The sequence below is a fragment of the Mesorhizobium sp. genome, from assembly GCF_041661565.1.
GTDB lineage: Bacteria > Pseudomonadota > Alphaproteobacteria > Rhizobiales > Rhizobiaceae > Mesorhizobium.
Genome location: NZ_JBAZUD010000001.1, coordinates 11,931 through 37,053, shown reverse-complemented (window position 1 = coordinate 37,053; position 25,123 = coordinate 11,931). Strand labels below are relative to the sequence as shown.

General features: G+C 63.2%; 14 protein-coding genes and 1 tRNA gene. 6 read left to right on the top strand and 9 right to left on the bottom strand.

Annotation, left to right across the window (positions count from 1 at the left end; translation table 11 throughout):
* The first annotated feature begins 192 nt into the window (after positions 1 to 192).
* Positions 193 to 1,614: an MFS transporter gene (locus tag WC739_RS00135; RefSeq protein ID WP_372950967.1), complete on the top strand. Its 1,422-nt coding sequence runs from the start codon at positions 193 to 195 to the stop codon at positions 1,612 to 1,614.
* Between the two features lie 282 nt (positions 1,615 to 1,896).
* Here WC739_RS00135 and WC739_RS00130 read toward each other — a convergent pair whose 3' ends face one another.
* Complete coding sequence (locus WC739_RS00130) at positions 1,897 to 2,694, bottom strand: RlmE family RNA methyltransferase (RefSeq protein ID WP_372950966.1); 798 nt, start codon at positions 2,692 to 2,694, stop codon at positions 1,897 to 1,899.
* Between the two features lie 259 nt (positions 2,695 to 2,953).
* Complete coding sequence (locus tag WC739_RS00125) at positions 2,954 to 4,315, bottom strand: Ppx/GppA phosphatase family protein (protein WP_372950965.1); 1,362 nt, start codon at positions 4,313 to 4,315, stop codon at positions 2,954 to 2,956.
* Between the two features lie 378 nt (positions 4,316 to 4,693).
* Between WC739_RS00125 and WC739_RS00120 the strand changes: the two genes are divergently transcribed.
* A complete protein-coding gene (locus WC739_RS00120; protein ID WP_372950964.1) occupies positions 4,694 to 5,626 on the top strand; it encodes a lysylphosphatidylglycerol synthase domain-containing protein in 933 nt (310 codons plus the stop codon).
* Positions 5,627 to 5,781: 155 nt separating this feature from the next.
* Positions 5,782 to 5,855 (top strand) — tRNA-Gln (locus tag WC739_RS00115).
* 423 nt (positions 5,856 to 6,278) lie between these two features.
* Here WC739_RS00115 and WC739_RS00110 read toward each other — a convergent pair.
* Positions 6,279 to 6,938 (bottom strand): hypothetical protein, encoded by a 660-nt coding sequence (locus WC739_RS00110; protein WP_372950963.1) that lies wholly within the window; start codon positions 6,936 to 6,938, stop codon positions 6,279 to 6,281.
* A complete protein-coding gene (locus tag WC739_RS00105) occupies positions 6,928 to 7,482 on the bottom strand; it encodes a DUF6650 family protein (protein WP_372950962.1) in 555 nt (184 codons plus the stop codon). Before WC739_RS00105 ends, WC739_RS00110 begins: the two co-directional genes overlap by 11 nt.
* A 759-nt stretch (positions 7,483 to 8,241) precedes the next feature.
* Here WC739_RS00105 and WC739_RS00100 point away from each other — a divergent pair.
* Together WC739_RS00100 and WC739_RS00095 are read left to right on the top strand one after the other, a co-directional pair.
* Complete coding sequence (locus WC739_RS00100; RefSeq protein WP_372951037.1) at positions 8,242 to 8,844, top strand: hypothetical protein; 603 nt, start codon at positions 8,242 to 8,244, stop codon at positions 8,842 to 8,844.
* Positions 8,845 to 8,896: 52 nt separating this feature from the next.
* Entirely contained in the window at positions 8,897 to 10,582 is a 1,686-nt protein-coding gene (locus WC739_RS00095) for a hypothetical protein (protein ID WP_372951036.1), read from the top strand.
* A 34-nt stretch (positions 10,583 to 10,616) separates the two neighbouring features.
* Here WC739_RS00095 and WC739_RS00090 read toward each other — a convergent pair whose 3' ends face one another.
* Positions 10,617 to 11,303 carry a D-lyxose/D-mannose family sugar isomerase gene (locus WC739_RS00090; protein ID WP_372950961.1) on the bottom strand — a complete coding sequence of 229 codons (687 nt, stop codon included), beginning with the start codon at positions 11,301 to 11,303 and terminating at the stop codon, positions 10,617 to 10,619.
* A gap of 189 nt (positions 11,304 to 11,492) precedes the next feature.
* On the opposite strand from WC739_RS00090, the gene WC739_RS00085 reads away from it, so the two are divergent.
* Positions 11,493 to 12,551, top strand: a complete 1,059-nt coding sequence (locus tag WC739_RS00085; protein ID WP_372950960.1) for a D-TA family PLP-dependent enzyme — start codon at positions 11,493 to 11,495, stop codon at positions 12,549 to 12,551.
* Between the two features lie 6 nt (positions 12,552 to 12,557).
* Here the strand turns inward: WC739_RS00085 and WC739_RS00080 are convergent, their stop codons facing one another.
* The 4 genes from WC739_RS00080 to WC739_RS00065 all read right to left on the bottom strand — a co-directional run bounded on the left by WC739_RS00080 (position 12,558) and on the right by WC739_RS00065 (position 25,123).
* Complete coding sequence (locus tag WC739_RS00080) at positions 12,558 to 13,322, bottom strand: heme ABC transporter permease (protein ID WP_372950959.1); 765 nt, start codon at positions 13,320 to 13,322, stop codon at positions 12,558 to 12,560.
* Positions 13,323 to 13,413: 91 nt separating this feature from the next.
* Positions 13,414 to 15,192: a glucan ABC transporter ATP-binding protein/ permease gene (locus tag WC739_RS00075; RefSeq protein ID WP_372950958.1), complete on the bottom strand. Its 1,779-nt coding sequence runs from the start codon at positions 15,190 to 15,192 to the stop codon at positions 13,414 to 13,416.
* Positions 15,193 to 15,666: 474 nt separating this feature from the next.
* Complete coding sequence (locus WC739_RS00070) at positions 15,667 to 24,270, bottom strand: GH36-type glycosyl hydrolase domain-containing protein (RefSeq protein ID WP_372950957.1); 8,604 nt, start codon at positions 24,268 to 24,270, stop codon at positions 15,667 to 15,669.
* 265 nt (positions 24,271 to 24,535) lie between these two features.
* On the bottom strand, positions 24,536 to 25,123 hold the full coding sequence (locus WC739_RS00065; protein ID WP_372950956.1) for a HutD family protein: 588 nt from the start codon (positions 25,121 to 25,123) through the stop codon (positions 24,536 to 24,538).

Genomic DNA, 25,123 nt, shown 5'->3' with positions numbered 1-25,123 from the left:
GGATTGGCGCTGGCTGGTAACACGTCGCGGCGCCGATGAAAAGCCGATCATGCAGCGCACAACACCATCCGCGGCACGGTCGCACAAAAGTGACCGTAAATTAACACGACATGGGTTGCCGGCCATGATAACCGCCCTTCATTCCGGTCTTGCCCCTCCAGCCGGAAACAGATTTTTGACACGGGCCTGTTTGTGAATCGCACCATCCCGCTCATCCTGGCGGTCGCTCTTTTCATGGAGAACATGGATTCGACCGTCATCGCGACATCGCTGCCGGCGATCGCCATCGACATCAACACCAGCCCGATCGCGCTCAAGCTCGCTTTGACTGCCTATCTCGTGTCGCTGGCGATCTTCATCCCGATCAGCGGCTGGATGGCCGACCGTTTCGGCGCCAAGAACGTCTTTCGCGCCGCGATCGCGGTCTTCATCGCCGGCTCGATCGCCTGCGCCTTTTCGGGTTCACTGCCGGCTTTCGTGGTGTCCCGCTTCCTGCAGGGCATTGGCGGCGCCATGATGACGCCGGTTGGTCGCCTGGTGCTGGTGCGGGCGACGCCGAAGAGCGATCTCGTCGCGGCCATGTCGTGGCTGACGGTTCCCGCACTGGTCGGGCCGCTGGTCGGCCCGCCGGTCGGCGGCTTCATCACCACCTACTTCACCTGGCACTGGATCTTCCTGATCAATGTGCCGATCGGCCTGATCGGCATCTGGCTGGCGACGCGTTTCCTGCCGAAGACCGAGCCCATGCAGAACCCGCCGCTGGATTTCATCGGCTTCGTGCTGAGCGGGCTCGCGGCCTCGGGCGTGGTGTTCGGCCTGTCGGTGGTCAGCCTGCCCTATCTGCCGCCAGCCATCGGAGTCCTTACGGTGGCGGTCGGGCTGCTGTCGGGCGCGCTCTATTTGCTGCATGCGCGCCATGCCAAGAATCCCCTGCTGGCGCTCGAACTGTTCCGCAACCAGGTGTTTCGTTCGTCGGTGCTTGGCGGCGGCCTGTTTCGCATCGGCATCGGCGCCGTGCCTTTCCTGTTGCCGCTGATGTTCCAGATCGGCTTCGGGCTGACGCCGTTCCAATCCGGCATGATCACCTTCGTCTCGGCGATCGGCGCCATCGGCATGAAGTTCGTCACCGCGCTGATCTTCCGCGTCGTCGGCTTCCGCCGGGTACTGATCATCGGCTCGCTGGTCGCCGCGGCGTCGATCGCCGTCAACGGCCTGTTCACGCCCGACACGCCTTACCTTCTGATGCTGGCCATGCTTCTGGTCGGCGGCTTCATCCGATCGATGTTCTTCACCGGCATCAACGCGCTGGCCTATGCCGAGATTTCGGCGGCCGATACCAGCAAGGCGACGCCGATCGCCGCCGTCTTCCAGCAGCTGTCGATCGCGCTCGGCGTGGCGGTTGCCGGCGGCATACTGGAAGTGTCGACGAGCCTGAACGACAGGTCGCTGACGCTGGGCGATTTCCACACCGCCTTCTTCATCGTCGCCGTGATTTCGGCGGCGGCCTGCCTGTCGTTCATGCGGCTGGCCCCTGACGCCGGCAACGCCGTTTCCGGCCATGGCCGGCTGACAGCGCCCAAGACACTGGAGCCGGTGACCCCGCCGGGGCAGTAAGCGGGACCGTCTCTTCCTTCTCCGACAGGGGGGAGAAGGTGGATCGGCGCGCAGCGTCGAGACGGTTGAGGGGTGTTCCAGCGGAGTGAGGCGTTTGTGTTCCCTGGAACACCCCTCATCCGACCTCGCTTTGCGAGGCCACCTTCTCCCGCAGGGGGAGAAGGGAACGTGCTATTCGCCGTCCCCCGGCCCTTCGCTATGGCTCCGGGCGCTCGAGTCCTTCGGAACGTCCACTGGACGTTCCGATCCGCCTGACGGCGGACCGGCAGTTGGTGGGCAGGGTTAGGCTTCGGCGTCCCCCGGCCCTTCGCTATGGCTCCGGGCGCTCGAGTCCTTCGAAACGTCCACTGGACGTTCCGATCCGCCTGACGGCGGACCGGACTCTCGCCCCTTGAAGTCCTTGGCCAGCAGGTAAAGCTCGACCGACTCATCGCGTGATGCCGGCGGCTTGACGTGGTGGACCGAGCGGAAATTCTTCTTGAGCATCGAGAGCAGCTCGTTCTCGGCGCCGCCCTGGAAGGTCTTGGCGAGGAAGTGGCCGCCCGGCTTCAGGACCGACAGCGCGAAATCGGCCGCCACCTCGCACAGATGCATGGTGCGGATGTGGTCCGTTCGCTTGTGGCCGGTGGTGGGGGCCGCCATGTCCGACAGCACGATGTCCGGATCGCCGCCGAGCGCCTCGGCCAACTTCTGCGGTGCTTCCGGATCGAGGAAATCCATCAGCAGCACCGGCGCGCCGGGCACGGCGTCCATTTCGAGATAGTCGATGCCTATGACATGCGGCTTGTCGGCGGTCGATTTGGTGCGCGCGGCGGCGACCTGGCACCAGCCGCCGGGCGCCGCGCCAAGGTCGATCACCTTCAGGCCGGGTTTCAACAGGTGATGCTTGTCGTCGATCTCGATCAGCTTGTAGGCCGCGCGCGAGCGATAGCCGTCGGCCTTGGAGCGCTGGACGTAGGGATCGTTGATGTGGCGCTGCAGCCAGCGGCGCGACGATTCCTTCAGGCCGCTCTTCTTCTTGATCCGCGTCTTCAAGACGCGAATGCTGGCCGATCCTGGTTTTTCCGGTTTCTTGGTCATTTGCTGATTTCTTGCCCGAGCATGATCTTTCGGCGGTTGCACATTTGAGGACCGCCGTCCCCCACTCCGTCTCGGCTTCGCCGAGCCACCTCTCCCCCCTCCGGAGGGAGAGCAAGGGAGCCAGGCAGCATAAGCTTGCGATTTTCCTCTCCCCCGTCGACCGGGGGAGAGGTGTCGAGCAAAGCTCGACGGAGTGGGGGTCGACCCGTCACCAAGCCAACGCTTACGCCTGGTTGCCAATTCGCCGAACGCATCTGGATCATGCCCTGCCACGCCCATCATTGCGCCAGACGCCGTCATCGGCCATCAGCTCGCTCAATATGCCTTCGCGCAGGCCGCGATCGGCGACCCGCAGCCGCTCCGATGGCCACACCGCGCGAATGGCTTCCAATATAGCACAGCCTGCCAGGACCAGGTCGGCGCGATCCGCACCGATGCAAGGGTTGGCGCAGCGCTGCTGGAAGTCCCAGCCAACCAGCTTTTCCACCATGCGGTCGACGCTGTCGCGATCCATCCACAGCCCGTCGACGCGGCGGCGGTCGTAGCGCTCGAGGTCGAGGTGCACACCGGCCAGCGTCGTCACGGTGCCGGACGTGCCGAGCAGGTGGAAATTCGGGCTGGCCTTCAGATGGCTCAACCGATCACGGCCATCGAAAGTCGCCAGCCGGGCGGCGACATCGTCGACCATGGCGGCGAAGATCTCGCGCGTCACAGTGCGGCCGCCGAAGCGCTCGGCCAGCGAGACGACGCCGACCGGCAGCGAGGTCCACGACACGATATGGTTGGCGAGCCTTGGCGAACGGCGACCGCTGAGATCGATCAGCGCGATCTCGGACGATCCGCCGCCGATATCGAACAGGACGACGCCCTGCGTGTCGCGTTCGACCAGCGAGCCGCAGCCGGAAACAGCCAGCCGCGCCTCGGTCTGTCGGTCGATGATCTCGAGCTTGAGCCCGGCCTCGCGCTCGACGCGATCGAGGAACTCGACGCCATTGTCGGCCGTGCGGCAGGCTTCGGTGGCGATGAGCCTCGCCTTCCTGATCTTGCGGTTGCGCAGTTTGTCGCCGCAGACTTTCAGCGCCTCGACCGCGCGGTCCATCGCCGGCTGGCCGAGCCGTCCATTGGCGGTCAGCCCCTCGCCCAGGCGCACGATGCGCGAAAAGGCGTCGATGACGCGGAACTGGCCATGCCGCGTCGGCACGGCGACCAGCAGCCGGCAATTGTTGGTGCCGAGGTCAAGGGCGGCGAAGACGGGAAGCTCGTACGCCGGCGGCCGCCGGACGCCCTGTTCGGGCCGTGCCGGAGCGTCAGGCGGGGCAGCTGCCACGGGTGGCGCTGATGTCTTCGCCGCGGGGACAGGGGCATCGCCCGGCGGCGGCGATCGGTTCGTTGCGGGGCGCGCTTCGTCGCGCGCGAAAACCTTGCGCCCGCGCCTGCGCTTGCGCCGCTTCTTGGGCTTGCCCTTCTGGTTTTGGGCCGCGTCGCCAGCATGCCCGTCGGCGAAGCGGGGCCCCGTCGGCCGGCGTTGCTGCCAACTGGCTGCCCCTGGGCCGGCAGGCCCCGGGGAAGCGCTGGACGCGCCCACCTCCGGCGCGTCGGCGCCGGTGTCGCGGTCTTCCACTGTCGTTCCTTCCGGCGCCGCGCGAACCGATGATGGACGCTGCGGGCGCTTGAGTGATTTAAGTTGCCGCCAGACTAACAGTGCCGCGCCTGATCACCAAGAGCCGCGCGGCGAATTTTGCCGGCTCGGAGCGACAGCCGCCGTTCCCGCTGCCTCCGGCGAATTTTCGCAAGCCGGGATGGGCAGTCGCGACGCTGGTCGCTCGCGTTCTACAGCATCCTGCACGGCCAATTCTTGAGGGCCGCCTGTGCGAAAAACGTTCGCGGTTGAATAGCCGGCTTCAATGAGGCATTCCTGAAACGCAGGGCAGAATCCGGAACAGCCGGCCTCCGGCCACCGACAAAGAAGGAAGCGATCCAGGCGCATGGCAGTCAGGCAATGAACTGGAGACGTTATTTCTGGCCGGTCGTCGGCATCGCCGCGGTGATCTTTTCGCTGCTGCTTTTGTGGCACGAACTGCGCGGCATCTCGCTCGACGATGTCTGGGACGGCATATCGGCCATTCCCCCGCGCGGCTGGCTGCTCGCGGCCTTGTGCTCCGTGATCGCCTATGCCTCGCTCGCCGGCTACGACCACATCGCGCTGCTGCATATCGGCAAGAGGGTCTCGTGGCTGTTCGTGACCCTTTGCTCATTCACGACCTATGCGCTGTCGCACAACATTGGCGGCTCGGTGTTCTCCGGCGCCGTCATCCGCTACCGCGCCTACGGCACGAGGGGCCTGACCGGCCAGGATGTCGGCATCCTGGTGGCGATCTGCTGGATCACCTTCGTGCTGTCCAGCGTGCTGGTCGGCGGCCTGGTGCTGGTGTTGGAGCCCGAAATCATCGACCGCTTCTCCGGCGCACCGCATCACGGCCTGGCAATGGCGGCCGGAATTGCCCTGCTGATGCTGGTCGGCGCCTACATCTTCGGCAGCTGGTTGCATCTCAATCCCCTGAAGATCGGCGGCTTTCAACTGCACTATCCGGCGCTGCCGATCGTCGCCAGGCAATTGCTGATCGGACCGATCGAACTGCTCGCCGCGGCCGCGATCATCTTCTTCGCCCTGCCCGAAGCCAACAATCCAGGCTATTTCGTCGTGCTTGGCGTCTTCCTCGTCTCCTTCTCGATCGCGCAGATCTCGCACGCGCCGGGCGGGCTCGGCGTGTTCGAGGTGGTTTTCCTGGCCGGACTTTCAGACATGGATCCCGTCGGCGTTCTGTCTGCGCTGCTCGTGTTCCGGCTGTTCTACCTGATCATCCCGCTGATTCTGGGCTTGGGCGTCGTGCTGTTCTTCGAACGCTCGCAATTCAGCCGGACGGAGACCTGAGGCGCGGATTGGATTAATCCCCACGCCCGTGCGCCCGGCTGTCAAAACAACTGACAAGGCGCGCAGAGCAGGCTTGACTATTTTCCGCTGGCGGCTACAAGGCAGCGCTCAAGCGGCTCAGCCGCTCGGCCCGCGCGATCCATGATCGCGCCTGCTGGGGAATAGGTTAACGGTAGACCCACGGACTCTGACTCCGTTAGTCCTGGTTCGAATCCAGGTTCCCCAGCCAAGCCTCTTTTTTCATTTCTTTTCAATCACTTAGGCAACATTAGAAAGTGCTAAGTGTTACACTCCGGCAGATGATCCTCATGGGTCATCTCGGATGACGAGGCGTCTTCAGCCACTCATAGGCTCCTATGATCGCGAAACCGACAAGGAAAGCGATGCCGGCCACTGCCCAAAGTTCATACGTCTTGCCCGATATCGGAATTTTGATGGTCCCGAGTGCAGGGACAAAGACCCCCCAAAAGAACAATAGCCCGCACCCGCACCACGAAAAGACGAAGGCTGTCTCAATGGGCGATCTAGCGAACTCGTCAACGAGACTTTGCCTGAAATCCCGTTTAGTGAAAAACTTATAGACACCGACAGCAGCGCAGCCCGTAAGCACAAGGGCAATGATTGCACCCATATTCTATCTCCCATGGGCGATTCACAGTTCGTAACGCTCAATAGCTTTTGAAGCACCCTTCAATTCCTGCCGCGACAGGTTGATCAGTTCTTCCCATCGCTCCGCGAGACTCGACGCCTTGCGATTCAACACCGCAATTTCATGTTGTATCTCTTTGTAGACTTCGTCGCTGACGTATCGATCCCCTGATGGACGCCACGTCGATCTGCCGTGCCCATCGTATGTATATAGGCCGAAAAAACTCATGTAAAATTCGAGCGCTTCGTTTGAGAATTTCTCATATATAGCTTGAATCTTAACATTATGAAAATGGAATATATCATTCTGCTTATAATATATTAGACTTTGAAGTCCTTTATAATCGTCAGCATCCATATAAGTTTCTATAGATTTTTGCTTCAAAATGTAGAACTGATTCCTATCGATGATCTTTATGATTGAATTTAACTTATCCACATCATCCGACTTAATATTATCATTAAATATCTCGCCCTCTCGATAGTCGGAGATTTCGGTGCTTACCCATGTCACGAATGTCGCAATAAGCAGGATAACCGCCGCAATGTTGAAGCTCGCATAATTGATTGGCCATTGAACCCAGATCAGTGAACCGAGCAATGCAAGGACCGAACCAATGCGGGCGATTCTGTTGGGGTATTCCGGCACCATTTTAAGGTTCATGGCTATTGCGCTCGACCGCAACGGGGAAGATCGAGGCAAGGTCTTCCTCCACGTCTATTTCGAATTCGGCCGCGAGCGCCGAAAGCTGCAATCCAAATGTGGCCCGCAACTCTCCTAACGCCACGAAATATCCGGGCGTCAGCGCGCGCTCGCCGTGATCGTGCCAGCGGGCTGGTGACCCATGGTCGAAGGCGTCGCGAAGGCGATAGGCGATGTTTCGGTAATCAGGCGGCGCATCTTCCAAAAAGCGCCGGCAGGCGGTGCGCAGATGTCGGACGCGCCGCGCGGCCCGCGAGTTCTCCGGCAGGTCGTTCAAGACTTGCGTAAGCTCATGGCGGATTTCGATGATTGATCGATCCACGTCACCGGGAATTTCGAAGTTGGACGGCACGTAGAGCGCGCGCCGGTTCTCCAAGAGATTGAACAGTCGCAAAATCACTGTCCGTTGTGCAACTGGCGGATTCCAGCTTGCACTTAGGCTAAGGAAACCGATTCCTGTAAGCCTGCTTCGGAGGGCTTCGAAGCCGCGTCGAACGATTGTCATCTATTCCCCTTCGCTCCCACACTTATCATTGGCGCGGCTGGCCACAAAGAAAAGCCCGCCGGGTGATCGGCGGGCTTGCCGAGGATAGACCCTATAGACAGGCGCACGGCAGCTATCGAAGGCAAAGATCACAGCATCCACATACCGAGTGGTGACGCCAACCATTCGCAGAAAACGATTCCTTCAGGGAATCATGAAAACGCGTGGTTCTCGAGCACCAACAATCGCCCCCCTCGGGCAGATAGGACCATCCATGATCGAACTCGTTTTCCGAACCGCCATTGATCCGCACCTGGCCAGCATCATCCTTGTTCTACTCCTCACGAAGGATGCGTCAAAAGAGAAAGGCACGTAGCCGACCGCGCGACACAAAGAGAAGCCCGCCGCGCTTCAGGTCTTCGTCCTGAATCATTGTGCGGCCTCACGAATTACCGCCGGCCATACGCCCGCCTCGCAAAGATCGTTTCATCGCGCAAGGTTCCAGCCTTCTTCCTCAGGATCGTGCGGCCCGGCGATACGATCGACCAGGGCGTTCCAGTTCGTCATCTAGATAGTGGTCCATTTGGGGTTTCTATAGCATCGGTCACTCCGACCCTTGGTATCTTCGGTGCGTAAGCTATCGCCTTGCACATCATCGCGCCCCGCATCACCTTTTGGCTGATTGAAGCAGGTGAGATTGCCAGAGCGAAAAAGAATGGTGGCCGCGGGTGCGTTCCACTGGCTAAGCTCGGCGACAGTTTTCCTGCGCTGGCTTCCATAATGGTCACTGACACCGAGTTCATCCTCCAAAGCATCAACCAAGGCTGCGTAGCGCTTGCCGAGGACGAGTTCGTCATCGACCGACTGGTGAAGTATGTCGGCAATGGGAGAATCCGGTGGCACGTGGAGTTTCGGGGGCATCGGGTCGAATTCACGACTGGTCAGCTCAAGAAGCAGCCTACCTTCCGCAGGAAGATACTCGAACAGGCCGGTGTGCTGCCGCCCCAGCTTGTCGGGACGACCTACCGGCGATGGGCACTCGACCTGAGGAAGAATGCCATCGAGCTTCCCTGGCGGGACAGGCCGGTCGATCCCGGTTTCGCCATCGACCGCCTCGTCAGTCTTGGAGGCGACAGGTGGATTGTTGAATGCCAAGGCAAGGCCATCAAGTTCACGACGACCAAACTCCGCAGGCAAACCAGTTTCCGCAAGCGGATGCTGGCCAAGGCCAAGGTTCTGCCGCCTCAATTGGAGCCCGCCGCCCATCGCAAGTGGATGGACTGGCTCATCCAAAGCGCCGGCGAGGCTACACCGGAGGCCGGCGATGCCTTGATGACCGAGAAGAGCTGGCTTGACGACTTGCCCGAGCTGGCTGGCTGGTAAGATATCGCCGCTTCAGCTGGCGACGGGCAACCACGCGAATCGAATGGAAGACATGGACCGCTTCAACCTCGGCGCCTACCGCCGCCCCATCTCCACCTGCTCCACCGAGACCCAGCGCTGGTTCGATATCGGCTTGAACTGGTGCTACGGCTTCAACCATGAGGAGGGCATCAAGTGCTTCGAGAAAGCGCTGGAAACCGATCCCGACTGCGCCATGGTGCATTGGGGAATCGCCTATGCCGCCGGGCCTTTCTACAATCTGACCTGGAAGGAGCATGGCGAGGCCGAGGCGGACCGCGCGACCAAGCGATGCTTCGAGCATGTCCGGCTGGCGCGCGCCAGTGCGGCTTCCGCCAGTGAGGTCGAGAGGCGGCTGATCGAAGCGCTGGCCGCGCGCTTCCAGAAACCGCACCGGGTGAGCCCCCAGGAATTCGAGCGGTGGGACGATGCCTATGCCGCCGCGATGCGGCTGGTCTACCAGGAATTCCCCGACGACCATGACGTGATGGCGCTGCTTGTCGAGGCGCTGATGATGCGTACCGTGCGGCGACTGTGGAACCTCAAGACCGGTGCGCCGGCGCCGAATTCCGATGTCGTCGAGGCGCTGGAGGTTTGCGAACGGTCGATCCGGCTCGCCGAAGAGGCCGGCAACGCCCAGCATCCGGCGATCGTTCACCTGCACATCCACCTCTTGGAAATGTCCACCATGCCGGAACGCGGCATGAGCTCGGCGGACCTGCTTGGGCAGATGTGCCCCGATGCCGGACACATGAACCATATGCCCGGGCATATCTACGTGCTGTGCGGCGCGTATGAGAAGGCCAGGCTTGCCAGCGAGAAGGCGGACCGCGCCAACGACCTCTACCTCGCCTATGCGGATGAGCCGACCTATTATCTGCTCGGTTGCTGCCACGACCTGCATCTGATGATGTTCACCTGCATGTTGTCGGGGCAGTACCGGCCGGCGCTGCGGGCTGCAGACAAGGTGCGCGGGCTGGTGACGCGCGAGGTGGTCAGCCTGCCGGAGCGGCCCAAGCTCACCCAGACGGTGGAAGGCTACCATGCGATGAGATCGCATGTGCTGGTGCGCTTTGGCCGCTGGCGGGAGATCATCGACGAAGCCGATGTCCAAGAGCCCGGCCTCTATGTGCTGACGGCGGCCATGCAGCACTACGCCAAGGGCGTCGCGCATGCGACGCTGAAGCAATTCGCCGAGGCCGAGCGTGAACGTGAGCGGTTCCACCGGCATGTGGAGAGCATCGCGCCGGAGCGGCGGTTCCTCAGCAACCCGACCCGCGCCTCGCTGGCTGTTGGCGCCGCCCTGCTCGACGGCGAGCTTGCGTACCACCAGGGCCGGCATGACGAGGCCTATGGCCATCTGCGGCTGGCTGTCGAACTGGACGACAACCTCTCCTACACCGAGCCATGGGCGTGGATGCACCCTCCCCGCCATGCGCTGGCGGCGCTGCTTCTCGACCAGGGCCACGCGCGAGAGGCCGAGCAGGTCTATCGCGACGATCTGGGCCTCAGCGGCACGGTGCAGCGCTGCGCCCAGCACCCCGACAATGTCTGGTCCCTGCACGGACTGGTCGAATGTTTGCAGCGGCGCGGCGAGAGCGACGAGCTGCCGGGTCTGCAGGCCAGGCTTGCCGGGGCGCTGGCCAAGGCGGATGTGCCGATCACCTCGTCCTGCCTGTGCCGAACGAGCGTGTCGTCAGTGTCCGATTGCTGTCATTGACGCTTGCCGGCGGGCAGGCTCGCCCGTGCGTTCCCTACCCCAGCCACTTCTCGTAGTCGGACACCAGCAGGTGCACCGGGGCGACATCCTCGTCGATGTTGGAAAAGCGGCCGATCGGTTCGCGGAAGACATTGTCGGTGAGGTCGTCATTGACGGTCGAGACCTCGCCGATCAGCACGTCCTTGCCCTCGGCCCAGAAGGCATGCCAGACGCCGGGCAGCAGCGTGACGCTCTGGCCGGGGTCGAGCTTCAGCAGCCCGCCGGCCGGCAGCCTGTGGATGGTTCCGTCGACAGGCACGGTGACCTCGGCCTTCGGGTCGATGCCGCCATCGCGATCGTGCATGAACAGTTCCAGCACCAGCTTGCCGCCGCCGCGGTTGATGATGTCCTCGGCCTTGATGTTGTGGCGATGCATCGGCGACAGTTGGTCCTTGCGCGAGATCATGATCTTTTCCGCATAGAGCATGCCCATGCCCTTCTTCATGTCTTCGTAGCGGCCGTTGCGCACGGTGAACAGGAACAGGCCGAGCTCCTTGAACTTCTCCTGGCCGTAATCGGTGATGTCCCAGCCCAGACGCGAGGTGAACACCGCCGAGGAATCGGCCTGGCGCGCCTTCATCTCCTCGGGCGACCAATAGGCGAAGGGCGGCATGATGTAGCCGAACGAGCGGATGAAGGCGTCAGCTTCGCGGATGATGTCGTTGATGGCGGAGCGTTTCATGATGCTGATCCCTGGTGTCGATTTGTCAGGCAAATCGAATAGCCGAACGCTGGCGAGGTGTCGATCCGTCTTGCCTTTTGGGGCTTCTTGCGTTCGGGGGCATGGACCACAGGTCCGGCCCGCTGGCGGCGTGACATCAGGCGCTTTCAGCGTCATAACCCCTGCGGATTTCTACAGAGGTGACAGACGATGCCGACCATCCATGACCTCGACACGCCGTCGATCCTGATCGATGCCGCGCGCGCGGAAGCCAACATTGCCCGCGCGCAGGCCCATGCCGACCGTAATGGGCTGAAGCTGCGACCGCACATCAAGACCCATAAATTGCCCTACTGGGCGAAGAAGCAGGTCGCGGCCGGCGCCGTCGGCATCACCTGCCAGAAGATCGGTGAGGCCGAGGTGATGGCCGATGCCGGCCTTGAGGACATTTTTCTGCCCTACAACATAATCGGCCGCGCCAAGCTGGAGCGGCTCCTGGCCCTGCACCGCCGTATCACCCTGTCGGTCACCGCTGACAGCCTGGAGACGATCGAGGGGCTCGCCGCCACCTTTGCCGATGCGGGCCATCGCCTGCCGGTCCTGGTCGAATGCGACACCGGCATGGGCCGGTGCGGCGTGCAGTCGGCGGATGAGGCGGTCACGCTCGCAAGGCGGATCGACAAGGCCGGCGGCCTCGCCTTTGGCGGGCTGATGACCTATCCGGCCGCCGGCCGCGCCGAAGAAGCCGAGGCATGGCTGGCGGATGCCAAACGCGCGCTGGCTGCGTCAGGGCTGGCCTGCGAACGCGTCTCCAGCGGCGGCACGCCGGACATGTGGCGCTCCGCAGACGCTTCGGTCGTCACCGAATACCGGCCCGGCACCTATATCTATCTCGACCGCTACCAGGTCGCCAAGGGCGTCGGCACGCTGGACGATTGCGCGCTGACGGTGCTGTCGACGGTGGTCAGCCATCCGACGCCGACGCGCGCCATCCTGGATAGCGGCAGCAAGGCGCTGTCCAGCGACACGCTGGGCTTGCCCGATTTCGGCGAGCTGCTCGGCGTCTCGGGAGCGCGGGTGACGGGCCTCAGCGAGGAGCATGGCACCGTGACGCTTTCGAACGAAGGCAAGCTCAGCATCGGCGATCGTGTGCGCGTGGTGCCCGATCATTGCTGCGTCGTCACCAATTTGTTCAACGAGGTCAATCTGATCGACGGCGAAACGGTCCTGGACACGCTGCCGGTGGCCGCGCGGGGGCGGATGGCCTAGGCTAGATTAGGCTGGTTGCCGCTCCGCCTGCCGTGCAGCAACACGGCGCATGGCGATGACCCGGCGACGGCGGATTTCCGTGCGCATCGCCATCAGGTGCAATGTGAAGAACAGCACCGTGAAGCCGACGGCCATGACCAGCAGCGGCCAGAGAAGACTTGGATCGATGGTCGGACCACCGAGCCTGAACACCGAGGCCGGCTGGTGCAGCGTGTTCCACCATTCCACCGAAAACTTGATGATCGGAATGTTGATGAAGCCGACGAGCGTGATGATGGCGGCGGCCCAGGCGGCGCGGCTTGCGTCGTCGAGCGCGCGGGTCAGCGCGATGATGCCGAGATACATCAGGAACAGCACGAAGACCGAGGTCAGGCGCGCGTCCCATACCCACCACGTGCCCCACATCGGCTTGCCCCAGATCGAGCCGGTCACCAGCGCCAGCGCGGTGAACACGGCACCGATGGGCGCGGCGGATTTCAGCGCCACATCGGCCAGCGGATGCCGCCAGACCAGCGTGCCGAGCGCCGACACTGCCATCAGCGTGTAGCACATCATGGCGAGCCAGGCGAAAGGCACGTGGATATACATGATGCGGACGGTGATGCCCTGTTGGAAATCCTCGGGCGCGGCGAAGCTCATATAGAGCCCGGCGGCAAGGATCAGGACCGAGGCTGCCGCCAGCCACGGCACCAGCCTGTCCGCCAATCCGACGAAGCGCGTCGGGTTGGCAAGATCCATCCAGCCAGCGGGGCGTGAGGTCGTGTCGCTCATGCGATTGTACATAGACCGCCGGTCCGCTCGGAGCAATCCAGCGGTGGTGTCGCAGGTCCTTCTCCCCTGCGGGAGAAGGAAAGATGGTCTCTCAGGCCGCTTCTTCCTGCTGCTGCACCGTGCGGCTGAGGCGACGGACCTCCTCGTCGTTGAGCAGACCGCCGGCGCGCAGAAGGCTGGCGAAGCGACCATTGCGGAGCGACAGCTCTGCGAAGCCACCCATTTCGATCACCCTGCCCTTGTCCATGAACACGACAAGATCGGCGTCGCGGACGGTTGTCAGTCGGTGGGCGATGATGAAGGTGGTGCGGTCGCGGCGCAGTTCGTCGATCGCTTCCTTGACGCGGTCCTCGGTCTCGACGTCGAGCGCGCTCGTCGCCTCGTCGAGCACGAGAATCGGCGCGTCCTTCAGGACGGCGCGCGCAATGGCGATGCGCTGGCGCTCGCCACCCGACAGCTGGCCGCCACGTTCGCCGACAACCGTGTCGTAGCCGTTGCTCTTGGCGAGGATGAAGTCCTGCGCCGCTGCCGCGTCTGCGGCGGCATGGATTTCGTCATTGCTCGCATCGGCGCGGCCAACGCGGATGTTGTCCTCGATCGAACGGTTGAGCAGGCCAGCGTCCTGGAACACGGTGGCGATCGAGTGACGCAGCGACTTGCGGGTCACGCTACGCGTGTCGATACCGTCGATCAGGATACGGCCACTGGACGGCGAGAAGACGCGCTGCAACAGATTGATGAGCGTGGTCTTGCCGGCGCCGGTCGGGCCGACGATGGCCACGGTCTGGCCAGCCTGAACCTCGAAGGACACATCGCTGACGCCCTGCCCCGAATTTGCGAATTCGAAGCCGACATTCTCGAAGCGGACGTGGCCCGTGACATTCGTGAGGTCGCGAAGGCCGTCCGGCTCGGCCGCATCGGCGGCGGAGTCCTCGAGCTGGTAGAAGTCCTCGAGCTTGGCACGGGCCTCCGAAATCTGGTTGGCGAAGGCCGACATCTGATCGAGGCGGGCGATGAGCAGCGTGGCGAAGCCGGTAAAGGCAATGACATCGCCGATGCGCAGCTGGCCATGCGTGACGAGATAGGCGCCGATCAACAGCACGACCATCATCGAGATCGTCGACGACAGGCGGTGCAGCGCATTGGCCAGGGCCCACCAGTCGAGAACCGGGTTCTGCGCGTCAAGCAGGTTCTTGACGTAACCGCGCAGCGTCTCCGCCTCGTGGCCCAGTCGATTGTAGCTTTGCAGAACAGCGACGTTGCTGACCGAGTCGGTCACATGCGCGAACACCTTGTGATAGTGGCGCTCCACGGCCGCCTGACCGGCTTTTGTCCGCTTCATCACCAGCCGGCCGATGCCGACATAAAGGGCGCCGAGCGCCAGCAAGACCAGCGACATGCGCAGGTCCATGCTGATGGCGGTCGGCACCAACAGGACAAGGGCAACGGCGGTGGACAGATGCTGACGCATAAATTCGAGCCACAGGCTGAACAGCGTCTCGACCGCGCGCAGCAGCGTATGCAGCGCGTTGGATGTACCGCGCTGGTGATGCCAGGCAAGCGGCATGGTGATGACGCGTTCGAACGACTGGCAAAGCACCTCGCTGCGCCGCTTGTGGGCGAAGCGGTCGGCGCCGCGCGCCACCAGAACGAAGGCGACGATGTTGAAGGCGCCCAGGCCCGCCCACAGGGCAAGCGTGCTAAACACCGAGCCGCGGTCCGAAATCGCATCGATTACCCGGCCGAACATGATCGGCTCGAGAATGGCGATGATGGCGAGAGCGACGTTGGCCGAACAGATCAACGCGACGCGTTTCCTGTCTTCGGCCAGATAACCGAGCGCTCTCCAATAGATTTGCAGAAGGGTCACCCCAGTTACTCCGCCACGCTGTTTGTTGTGCACTGCATCATTTGACTCGTATCGGTTGATACGTCGCAAAACAATGGCCGTGTACCTCTTCAGTTCCTTTTAAGCGAACAAAAGATGGCGACGTTCCGAAATCTGCCGTGATCACCTAACGGTTTGAGAAGACAGGTAAAATGTCACCCGTGCGGCGAAATCATGGCACCTGGCGCGTGCTGCCACAATTTTAATCAGCAACAATGTCGGGCGGATGACTGTCGCCGAAAAAGGCCGTTTGAACAGTATAACGCCAGACAAATTGGGCCGGCCCAGCTCAAACGGCAAAGGCGCGACAGCTCCGCCGACAGGTACGAAATTTGGGTATAACACTTCAAATCTTTGATCTTAATATGTTTTCTAGAACCAGACCCGGGACTTCGCGTCGGGGTCAGGTTCTCAAAACATCTCCGTCCCGGGCGCTGCCCGGGACTAGCAACTGTCTCAGGCCGGAATCCTGATGAGGACGTCTGAAACTTCACCGCTCTTGAGTTCGACCGTCGAAGCTTTGGTCTTTGCCCCGTTCAGCTCCAGCGACATCGCGTTCGCCTTGCTGTCGCGGACGACACGAACGCTGAGTTCAGCCCCAAGCATCTTGAGCGTGGCGGAATAGCCGTCCCAGTGGCTGGGAAGTTTCGGCGTGAACTGGACACGCTTGCCGCGTCGTTCAATGCCGAGGATGCCCTCGACGGCTGCCCTGTAGAGCCAGCCGGCCGACCCGGTATACCAGGTCCATCCGCCACGGCCGCCCTTGTTGTTGCCGACATTGTCGTCGCCGGCATAGACGTCGGCCGCCACCACGTAGGGTTCGACACGATAGAGCTCGGCCGAGGCCTCGTCGATCGCGTGATTGACCGGATTGAGCATCGAGAAGCAGCGATAGGCCTCGTCGGTCTGCCCCATATCGGCCAGCGCAATGACGAACCAGGTGGCGGCATGGGTATATTGCCCGCCATTTTCGCGTACGCCCGGCGGATAGCTCTTGATGTAGCCTGGGTCCTTGTCGGTCTTCGAGAAGGCCGGCGTGAACAGCTTGACGATCTTGAGCTCGTCGTCGACCAGCAGCCTGGTCGCCTGCGCCATCGCCGTCTTCGACCGTGCCGGGTCGCCTTCACCCGAAAGCACGCTCCAGGACTGGGCAATGGAGTCGATCTTGCACTCTTCGGATGTGCGCGAGCCCAGCGGCGTGCCGTCGTCGAAACTGCCGCGCCGATACCATTCGCCATCCCAGGCGGTGCTTTCAAGCGCCCGCTTGAGGGAATCGGCATGGCTGGCCCAGGCTTGAGCGTGCTTGGTGTCGCCTTCGCTCTTGGCGATGGGGGCGAAGTCGCCCAGCGTCTTCAACAGGAACCAGCCCAGCCAGACGCTCTCGCCCTTGCCGTGCTCGCCGACGCGGTTCATGCCGTCGTTCCAGTCGCCGCCGAGGATCAGCGGCAGCCCGGCCGGGCTGCTGCGCGTGATGGCCAGATCGAGCGCCCGTGCGCAATGCTCATAGAGGGAGACAGTCTTCTTCGAAATCTCCGGGGTAAAGAACGCATCGTGCTCGCCCTCGCCCAGCTGCTGCCCCTCGATGAAGGGCAATTGCTCCTTGAGGATCGTCACGTCGTCGGTGACCAGCAGATAGCGCGCCGTGGCGTGAGCCAGCCACACGACGTCGTCGGATATCATCGTGCGCACGCCGGCCCCGGTTCGCGGCAGCCACCAATGCTGCACATCGCCCTCGGGGAACTGCCGCCGCGCCGCGTTGAGGATCTGGTCGCGCGCAAGCTGGGGATCATGCGCCAGCAACGCCAGCGTATCCTGCAGTTGGTCGCGGAAGCCGAACGCGCCACTGGCCTGGTAGAAGGCGGAGCGGGCGCGGATACGGCAGGCGAGGCTCTGGTAGGGCAGCCAGTGATTGACCATGGCATCGAGACCCTTGTCCGGGGTCTGGACCTGGATCGTGTCCAGAAAACCGCGCCAGGCGTGCTCGTTGTCGGCCAGCCGTTGATCGAAATCCCTGGCCCGGTGCTCCTGCACCAAGGTGCTAGCCTGATCGGCCGACTCGGCGTCGCCCAACAGCCAGAGCAACGTGACGCCGCCGCCGGGCGGGATCTCGACGTCCCGGGCAATGGCCGCACATGGATCGTCTCCCGCCTCGACGCGGCCCGACAGCACGGCGCCGGTCAGCACCGCCTGCGGCATCTCGCTTGAGCCATGACGGCCCAGGAACTCCGTACGGTCTGCCGTCACCGACTGCGCGGCCCCGTCGGAAGCCAGGAAGGCCACCCGTTCGCCGAAATCGAGCCCATACGGATTTTGCGCCAGCAACGCCCCGGTGGCCGCGTCCCGCGACGGAACAATGGTCGACGCGGTGCGCGAGCGATGCCCGCCCAGCACCCATTCGGCATAGGCATAGACACGCAGCCGCACCGGCACCGACCCGGAATTCTGAATGCGCAAGCGCGAAATCTTCACCGGATCGACCGGGTCGACGACATGGGTAAGATCCATCGACAAGGGTCCGCGCTTGGCGCGGAAGGTCGAGAAGCCCTGGCCGTGCCAGGCCTCGTAGATCATCGCGGGATCGCGCACCACGGCCGCGAGCGGCGAGAACGCCTTGCCGCTGGCGAGGTCATGGATGTAGAGCCCCTCGCCCGGCCGGTTCGACACCGGGTCGTTCGACCATGGGGTCAGCTGGTAGTCGCGGCTGTTGCGGCTCCAGGTGAAGGCAGCACCCTCGGCCGAGGTGTGGAAGCCAAATGAGGCGTTGGAGACCACGTTGATCCAGGGTTGCGGCGTGGTACGGCGGCCGGCCAGCCTGACGACATAGTGCCGGCCGTCGCCGTCGAAGCCGCCAAAGCCGTTCCATCGGTCGAGACCGGTGCCGTCGGCGCTGACGTTCGGCACCGTCTGCACGGCCAGTGTCTGCGGCAAGGGCGATGATGCGGATCCGTCGCGCCCGACCGGCGATCCCGCCGGCTGCAGCGTGTCGCGCGCCTGCAGGGCAGCCCCCTCGGCCCGCTCGATCTGGTCGAAGATCGTGCCATTGCGCGTGTGCAGGACAACACGGGCCACGGCGAGCAGCGTCTTGTAGGTGGTCTCGTCCATCAGGTCGCGGCGCACGGCGAAAATGTGCTGGCGAGGCCCGAGTTCCTTGCCGCGCAAGCGGCTGTTCTCACACAGCGTCTCGACCGCCCTCTGCAGGTCCTGGACATAGGAGGACGCCTGCTCGTTGACGACGACGAAGTCGATCATCATGCCGCGGGTGCGCATATACTCCTGGAAACGAAGCGCCTGGGCGACGATCTCCAGATCGGCGACGTCGCCGATCCTGACCAGGAAGATCGGGAAATCGCCGGAGATGCTGGTCGGCCACAGGCTCGACTGCTTGCCCAGCCCCGACGCGATGGATTCGGCGGGAAGCCGCAGGAACGGATCGGGATAGATCAGGTAGCGTGCAAGCTTCTGCACGTTGGCGGCGTCGGTCAGGCTGAGCCCCATGTGACGGGTCTGGACCTGGCTGCGCGTCCAGGCAAGCATCGCCTGGCGGGCAAAACTCTCGGGATGGTCGAGCCGGGCGATGGCTTCCTCCAACTCGGCGCGGCTGGCGCCGACGACGGTCCAGAAGGTCAGCGATATCTTCTTGTTGGCCGGCACCCGCACCTGGCGGCGCAACGAGGCGATCGGATCGAGCGTGAAGCCCGAATGACCGCGAAGCTTGGCGCCTGGATCGAAAGCGGCCGCGTCGACGATGGTGCGGCCGCGGCCGATGAAGGCGCGCCTGTCCGTCTCGGCTTCGGCATCACGCGCCGGTCCGGACGGGTCGGTGACGAAATGCACCAGGGTGATATCGGGCTCGCTGGTTTCGCGCTTGCGCCGCGTGGCGAAGATCGCGCCGTTGTTCGGCGCGATCTCGGTTTCTATGAACATTTTCGAGAAGGCCGGATGGGCATTGTCCGATGCCTCGGAGCCCAGGACCAGTTCGGCGAAGGAAGTCACTTCGATGTGGCGGTCGGATGCCCCGTCATTGTAGAGCGTGACGCGGCGGCCCTCGCCATTGCCTTCGGAAATGACGATGCACTCGACCTCGGAGCGCAAGGAGCCGACCGATTTCAGGAAGCTTGCCTTGTCGTCGGAGAACAGGGTCTGCGCCTTTTCCTCCGCCGCGCGCTTCGGCTCGGCCGTTGCCGACCACCAGTCGCCGGTGCCCGCATCGCGCAGGAAGATGTAGGATCCCATCCGGTCCTCGGTCGGATCCGGCTGCCAGCGGGTGACGGAAAGATCGCCCCAGCGGCTGTAGCCGGAGCCGGTCGCGGTGACCATCACCGAGTAGCGTCCGTTCGACATCATGCTCGTCGAGCGCAGCGCCCGCAACGGATCCAGCACGATGCGGCTGTCGGGGCTCTCGACCTCGCTCTCGTCCTTGGATCGTTCGTCGGCCTCTGTCCGGACCGTGGCGGTCGGGATGTCGCGCGGTGCCCTCTCCTGCAGCAGCAGCTCGGCCGATTCGATGACGGGATCGCTATGGAAGCGGTCGCGCAGCCGGCCTTCGAATATGGCGTCGGCGACAGCCGCGATCGACATGCCCGAATGGTGGGCCATGTAGTTCTGCACGACGACGTGATCGGTGCCCTCGGGCACGCGCTGCGGCGTGAAGTCGACCGCGTCGTAGTAGCCGTGGCGGCCGAGCGCGCCTATTTGCCGGAGCCGCGCCAAGTTGCGCACCGCTTCACGCGGATTGAACTGTGCCGCCAGGATCGTCGCGTAAGGTGCGATCACGGTGTTCTGGCCGAGGCCGCGCTTCAAGCCCAGGCCTGGCACGCCGAAATTGGTGTACTGGTAGGTCAGCTCTCGGTCACGGGCATTGTAGGCCGCTTCCGAGATGCCCCACGGCACGTTCTTCTCGCGGCCGTACTGGATCTGGCGCTTGATGATCAGCTTGCTTGTCTGGTTGAGGATGCTGCCTTGCGGCTCCTTCATCACCAGCGGCGGCATCAGGTACTCGAACATCGAGCCGGACCAGGACATTAGCGCGCCCTGGAAACCGATCTCGACGATCGGCCGGCCAAGCCGGAACCAATGCTCTGTCGGGAGATCGCCCTTGGCGATGGCGAACAGGCTGGTCAGCCGCGCCTCGGAGGCCAGCAGGTCATAACAGCTTTCATCGAGCTGGTGCTCCTCGACGCGGTACCCGATCGACAACAGCTTGCGCTCAGGCCGCATAAGGAACGAGAAATCCATCTCGAAGGCGAAGCGGCGCGTGCGCTCGCGCAGGGTGAGCAGCCTGGCGCGCAGTGCGGCCACGGCATTGTCGTCGCTGTGCGCGTCATGCACATGCGCTTCGCAGGTGGCTTCGAGTCTTGCCGCCCAGTCGACGATAACGTCGCTCTGGGCCGATGCAGCCTCGGTGTGGATGGCCGCGGCCAGCTTGCGGATCTCGCCTGCCAGCACCGCCAGGTTGATGGTGCGGATCGATGCCATTTCCGGCTGTGCCTTGATGGTGTCGACGGCGCGGCGCATGCCGTCGAGACGGTCCGCGAGACGCTGGCGCAGGGGGCGCAACTGGCGGCGATCATCGGGCAGTTCTTCAAGGCTTTCGCCGAGGATGGCGACAGTGTCGAGAATCCCCTCGAAATCGCCCTGGAGATGGACGGAAGGTGCTTCGGCCCATTCGGCGCAGGCGGCCGCCACCGCCACCAGATGCCCCGCGAGGTTGCCGCTGTCGACGGCGGAAATATAGAGCGGGTAGAGCGGCTTCAACGTCGTCGTGTCGTACCAGTTGAAAAGATGGCCGCGGTCGCGCGGCATTCCTTCGATTGTCGACATTGTGGCGTCGATGCGCGTGATGGCGTCGGACAGGCTGATCCAGCCGAAATCGCGCGCGGAAACGACCGACAGCAGATAGACGCCGATATTGGTCGGCGACGTGCGTGGCGCCACGACCGGCGCCGGGCTTTCCTGGAAGTTGTCGGGCGGCAGGTTGTGGTGCTCTGAAGTGACGAAGGTTTCGAAATAGTGCCATGTGCGCCGCGCCACGGTGCGCAAAGTATGGATGTCGGCGGCCGAAATCCGCAGCCGGTCCTCGGTCTCGGCCGAACGGCTGATCCAGGAGGCCACCGCCGGCGAAGCGATCCAGAACAGCGCGAAGAAGAAGGCGACGAAGGCGCCGGTCGAATCGGCCAGCACCGGAATGGCGAGGCCGACGAAGCCGATGATCACCGCGCCATACATCATGCCGTAGTAGGAGCCGAGATCGTTGTCGCCGCTTTTGTGCGCCTGCGAGGCTGTGCGCCATTCCAGCAGGTTCTGGCGGCTGACGAAAAGCCGGTAGAGGGTGCGCACGATGGCGTCGCCCATCATCCAGGCGTTGTGCGCCATCAGCACGATCTTCAATGCCACCATGGCGGTGCCGAAGGCAACATCGCGCGCCAGTGCCGAGAAATGGCCCCGCGCCGTCTGGTCGCCGCTCTTGGGCAGGATGGCGTTCACGATGTTGAATGTCGGCGCCATGAAAAGGCTGAGGATCAGCAGGGCCTGCCACTGCGCGGCCTGCGTGAAGGGCAGCAGGGTCCAGCCGGCGATCGCCGCCAGCACCCAGAAGATCGGTGTCAGCGAGCGGCGCAGGTTGTCGAGCATCTTCCAGCGCGACAATGCCGGCACGCCGGAGCGCGGATCGAGGATGAAGCCGAGCAACTGCCAGTCGCCTCGCGCCCAGCGATGATGACGAGACGCGTCGACCGAGTAACGGGTCGGATAATCCTCGACAAGTTCCACATCGGTGACCAGCGCGGAGCGCGCCAGGGCGCCTTCGAGCAGATCATGGCTGAGGATGGTGTTTTCCTCGATCCGCCCCTTCAGCGCCGCCTCGAACGCGTCCACATGGTAGAGGCCCTTGCCGGTGAAGGAGCCGTCGCCGAAGACGTCCTGATAGAGATCGGATACGGCGAAGACATAGGGGTCCAGCCCTCGATTGGCCGAGAAGACCCGCTGAAAGAACGATGCTTCGTCGCCGCTGGTCAGCGATGCCGTGATGCGTGGCTGCAGGATCGCGTATCCAGCCGTGACAACGCGCCTGGTGGCATCGAAATGCGGACGGTTCAGCGGATGGCAGAGTTTGCCGATGAGACTCGCGACCGCGTCGCGGGTGGTGCGCGTGTCGGCATCGAGCGTCATCACATGGACGACGTTCTCGGGCAGCGGCACACCGAGCGGTAGGAAGGTGGTGTCACTGTCGCCGCGCAGCAGAAGGTCCAGTTCGTGCAGCTTGCCCCGCTTGCGCTCCCACCCCATCCAGGCACCCTGGGCGGCGTTGAAGAGACGGCGCCGGTGCAGGATGTAGAAACGCGGCGCGCCCTGAGAGGGATAGCGGGCATTGAGACGGTCTATCTCGGCGCGGGCAAATCCGAGGATCTCGGTATCCGCCACATCGATTTCGGTCTTGCTGTCGGGCCAGTCCGAGAGCAGCGCGAAATGAATCTCGTCCGCTAGATTGGCAAGGTAATGCACTTCGATGTTGCGAATGCTCTCCTCGACATCGTCGCGCGAGCCGATCAGCGACGGCACCACTACCAGGGTGCGCGCTTCCGGCGGCACGCCGTGCCTGTAATCATAGCCGATCAGGCGGGTCGGCTTGAGGAACAACGAGACCACTGTGTTGAAGAATGCAAGGGCGCCCTCGCTGGCCGGAACCGCAAACAGCGCCAGCATGAGGACGATCGACGGCACCGACAGGCCGAGATGGGCAAGCGCGTTGCCGGACAGGACGAGAAGCAGCACCGTCAGCGCGAAAACCGGCACGACAATGCCCAGCCATCCCGTCTTGGTGAAGGCGCGCTTGACCCTCTGGCTGATCGTCGGTCGATAGCCGATCACCTTTTCCAACTCCAGCCGGCGTGGGCCAACAAGATAGAAGCCGACATCGGTATGCGCGGATGAAACCGGGAGCTCTCCGCCCTCACCGGGGTCCGTCACCACTTCATCGACGTTATGACCGGCCAGTTCGATGGCCTTCTCGGCGACGCGGTATTCCGAAAGGTCCGAGCGGCGGGCCAGTTCCTCGATCGCGGTCCGGTATTGATCGCGCGAAAAGAAATCGAGTGCGGCGAAATCGGTGCGTCCGCGCAGCACGGTATCGATGCGGCTGACGTCCTCGAACCACACCGTCCAGTCGACGTCGTTGATCAGACGCAGGCCACGGATGATGTTGCCGGTTGTCACATTGCCGCTGGACAGCGTGTGGTGTTCGGCAATGATGATTTCCTCGGCGTCCGAGCCGGTCTTTTCAAGCTCGCCTTCCAGCCACTCCAGGGCCTTGCCGGCATTCTGCGACCCGTCACGCAAACGGTAGAGCAGTTGGGTGGCGAAAGTGGTGTCGTGCGCATGGGCGCTGAAATTCGAGAGGATCGCCTGCCGGTCCGGGCTGTCGTCGGTCGCCAGCACCTTGTCGGCCACGTCATTGGCGATCTGGCGCATCTGGCGCGTGCGGTTGACCCTGACCGCCAGCCGGCGGAGATTTTCGATGAGGACGAAGCGCAGCAGCGACGGCAGAGCCCAGAGTTCGCCGATCCTCAGCGGCTCAACCGACTGGAAGCCCTGCACGATGGCCTTGAACATGGTCGCGGACACGGAACTGTCCGAATGCGCCACATAGGTCCAGGCCAGCGCCAGCGCGCGCGGCACGTTGCCGCCATCGGGCAGTTTCAAGCCAGGCAATTGGCGATAGAAGCGGCGCGGCAGGTCGCGCTTGACCTGGAAGATGGTTTCTTCGACCAGATAGTTGTTGTCGAGCAGCCATTGCGCCGCCGGCGTGATGGTCTCGCCTCTGGCCTGCGCGGCATTGGTCGAACGATAGACTTCCAGGATCTTCTTGGCGCTGTCGCGGATGCGCGCCTGGAAATCGAAAGGCGTCAAGCCGAACAGATCCGTCAGGTCACCTTTTGCCAGGCTCTCGCCAAGCACCCGCAGGCGTTCCTCGGGGAGGAAATTGGATCGGATGGGTTCTTCCGTTATCGCCGGGAAGCTCGCGCTCGTCTTCTCGATTTGGGCAGGATTCGTCTGGATATTCATTGAAAATTCCGTATGCGGACACAGAGCGGCGTCGTCGCCACGGCAATGGCCCTAAAACCGATTAAAATGCAATTGGTTGCATAAGCCCAATCGCCGCAAGATTGTTTCCGCACCACGACAGGGCGTCATCCATCGCAAGAAACTCAAGACAACCGCCCCGCTTCCAGTCAAGACAGATCACGAAGGGGATTCAGGCCTTTTCGTGATTCAGCCAGCAGCTTACGCTACAATTCGAAGGTATCGCGATCATGTTTGGAAACAAGCGTTAATCGTCGCCGGGCGTGTCGCCTATCCGGATTACGAACAGAGCCGTTTGCCAGGCAGGCTGGACAAGCAGGCCGCCACTATCGGGGCCCGTCAGAAGCGCGTCGAGCGGCCCGAGGCGGATCGGTTCGGTGCCGGACACGATGACGCCGCCAGTCAGGCACAGGATGAGGGTTGTTGTGGCCTTCGTGCTGATTTCCACTGGCGTCGCCACTGTCAGGCGCTCGACGGAATGCGTCACCCGCCCGCGCCGGCTCATGACATTGAGGTCGGTGATCGGCCCGCCAATCAGCGTGGCCGCTGTCGGCACGTCGGCCGGGAAGGACAGCGGAGGGGTCGCAAGGTTCACCGTCATCGGCGCACGGCCGGCGATTTCGACGACGATACCCTCGCCCTCGAGCACGGCCAGTGTGCGATCGATGCCGGAGAATTGCGAGAACGGGCCACTGCCTTCGACGCGCGCCATCGATACGCGCCAGTCGAAATCGTCAAGTCCGGCGCCGGCGGGCGAGACGACGATTTCCGTCGTGACACCGCCGCCGTTTTTCCAGGGGATCGAACGGTGGTCTTCTGCCCGCAGGATGCGCAT